Source organism: Flectobacillus sp. (genome assembly GCF_049240685.1).
GTDB lineage: Bacteria > Bacteroidota > Bacteroidia > Cytophagales > Spirosomataceae > Flectobacillus.
In genome coordinates this window covers 1-2,356 of record NZ_JBMLSD010000032.1, presented here as the reverse complement: position 1 = coordinate 2,356, position 2,356 = coordinate 1, and the positions used below count along the sequence as shown (strand labels likewise).

Here is a 2,356-nt window from a genome sequence, read left to right as displayed (position 1 = left end):
GAGTTCCGTTCATAAAACCTTGAATATTTGTCATCAACATTGCTACAATTCGCTGACGAGCCTCAAAGCTGATCCACGCATTATGAGGGGTAATCAGGCAGTTTGGAGCAGAGAGTAAGGGATTACTTTCGGAAGGGGGTTCTTGTGAAAGTACATCAAGCGCTGCACCAGCTAATATGCCATTCTGTAAAGCCTCTGCTAAATCTTTTTCATGAATAAGTTGTCCTCTCGACGCATTCACTAAATAGGCTGTTTTTTTCATCTTTGCCAATAATTCTTTATTGACAAACCCTATATTTTCGGATGTTGATGGACAACATAAAGCAACAAAATCACTCTCCGAAAATAGCGTTTCGAGTGGTACGGCTGAATAAGACAATTCCTCTTTTACTGTTCGTGAAGTATAACAAACCTTCATTCCAAACGCTTCTGCAATCTTCGCGGTTTGTTGACCAATTCTTCCCATTCCAACAATTCCTAAGGTTTTTCCTGCTAATTCAATGATTGGAGACAATGAAAAACACCAGTCTTGTGCTGAAGTCCAAGCGCCATTCGCCACCGCCTGACTATTTTTTCCAACATGATTACTCAGTTCTAATATGAGTGCAAAGATATGTTGAGCAACCGAGGCAGTTCCGTAGGCAGGAATATTACTTACTACAATACCTTGAGCAGTGGAGGCTTGGATATCGATGATATTGTAACCTGTAGCAGCTACCGCAATCATTTTTAATTGGGGTAAAGCTGCGATAGTTTCGGCAGAAAAAGGTGTTTTATTGGTAATAACTATATCTGCTTCTTTACAACGCTCCACAATGTTAGCAATGGGTGTTCTTTCGTAAAAAGTCACTTTACCAAGACTATTGAAACAATCCCAAGCAAGGTCGCTGCCATGCAAAGTAAAACCATCAGTAATAACAATATTCATAGAAATAGGAATGATATAAGAATGAATGTTTTTGAGTGCTGATTAGTGAGTTTTTAATGTGAAAAACATTGATTGTCAGTGTTTTAAGTTGAATATTTTGCTGAACGCTCATAGCAGATTGCTGAAAGCGTAAAATACCAACTAAGCTATTTCAACTTCTCATTTTCATGATGTCGTGTGGCATCTCTTTGTGTTTTCTTTGCAAGGTTTTTGTCTAACGCTGCTGTCAAATCAACACCTGTTTGGTTAGCTAAGCAAATCAAGACAAATAATACATCCGCCATTTCGTCGCCAAGGTCTTTATTTTTATCTGACTCTTTTTCAGACTGTTCGCCATAACGACGGGCAATAATACGGGCTACTTCGCCAACTTCTTCTGTTAGCATCGCCATATTGGTCAATTCATTAAAATATCTAACACCGATGGTTTTAATCCATTGGTCTACGGTTTCTTGAGCTTCTTTGATGGTCATTTTGATAAGGATTTTATTATCTAAACTCCAAGGCTTATTGTTTGTTTTTGGAATCAATTACAATAGTCACAGGACCATCGTTGATAAGTGCTACTTTCATATCGGCGCCAAACTCGCCTGTTTGGATAGATTTCCCCAATTCTTTTTCAAGTTGAGCAATCATACTTTCATAAAGTGGAATAGCAATATCAGGCTTAGCTGCTTCTATAAAACTGGGTCTATTTCCCTTTTTCGTAGAGGCATGTAACGTAAACTGACTAATTAATAAAATATCACCCTCAATAGCCTTCAGGTCGAGGTTCATTTTACCTTCTTCATCAGAAAAAATACGCATACCAACGATTTTTTTAGATAACCATTCTACATCTTCTTGGGTATCTGTATGAGTAATGCCCAGTAAAATCATAAAGCCAGCGCCGATAGAACCTTTTACGTGGTTGTCAATCGTTACGGATGCTTCGGATACTCGTTGTATAACTGCAATCATGAATTTTTAGAAATAGGGATTTAATTAATTGGCTTTAGGCAATAGGCACTAGGCAACAGGCACAAGGCAAAGAGTGTTAAAATGTTTTTTAGTCAGGATAGATATGTTTTTGCCGAATGCCCAAAGCTGAAAGCCGAAGGCTCAAAAATTAGATTTTATTGTGCGTACTAACTTAAAAGGTCTTTATAATCTCATAAAAAACACCTTATCTCATTAGCTTAGGGCTTTCAGGCATGGGCTTCTGAAAAAAGTACGTCTGTGGTTGTTAATTTTTTTTACACTAATTGCCTAGTTCCTAATGCCTGATAACTTAAGTAATCGTGCACAATTAGATTTAACTTATGAGTTTAGGCACTAGGCAACAGGCACAAGGCAAAGAGTGTTAAAATGTTTTTTAGTCAGGATAGATATGTTTTTGCCGAATGCCCAAAGCTGAAAGCCGAAGGCTCAAAAATTAAATTTTATTTT

The 2,356-nt window shown here is 37.6% G+C and carries 3 protein-coding genes; all 3 read right to left on the bottom strand.

Annotation, left to right across the window (positions count from 1 at the left end):
• Positions 1 to 928, bottom strand: a 928-nt coding sequence (locus tag ACOVQ4_RS01600; RefSeq protein WP_421818915.1) for a D-2-hydroxyacid dehydrogenase, incomplete at its 3' end; no start/stop codon positions are given.
• Positions 929 to 1,074: 146 nt separating this feature from the next.
• Positions 1,075 to 1,401, bottom strand: a complete 327-nt coding sequence (locus ACOVQ4_RS01595) for a nucleotide pyrophosphohydrolase (RefSeq protein ID WP_095167493.1) — start codon at positions 1,399 to 1,401, stop codon at positions 1,075 to 1,077.
• Positions 1,402 to 1,435: 34 nt separating this feature from the next.
• Entirely contained in the window at positions 1,436 to 1,888 is a 453-nt protein-coding gene (dtd, locus tag ACOVQ4_RS01590) for a D-aminoacyl-tRNA deacylase (protein WP_095167340.1), read from the bottom strand.
• Between the last annotated feature and the right edge of the window lie 468 nt (positions 1,889 to 2,356).

Bases quoted from the DNA above. Each gene is read 5' to 3' on its own strand.
- ACOVQ4_RS01595 (WP_095167493.1), bottom strand. From the start codon at position 1,401: ATGACCATCAAAGAAGCTCAAGAAACCGTAGACCAATGGATTAAAACC.
- dtd (WP_095167340.1), bottom strand. From the start codon at position 1,888: ATGATTGCAGTTATACAACGAGTATCCGAAGCATCCGTAACGATTGAC.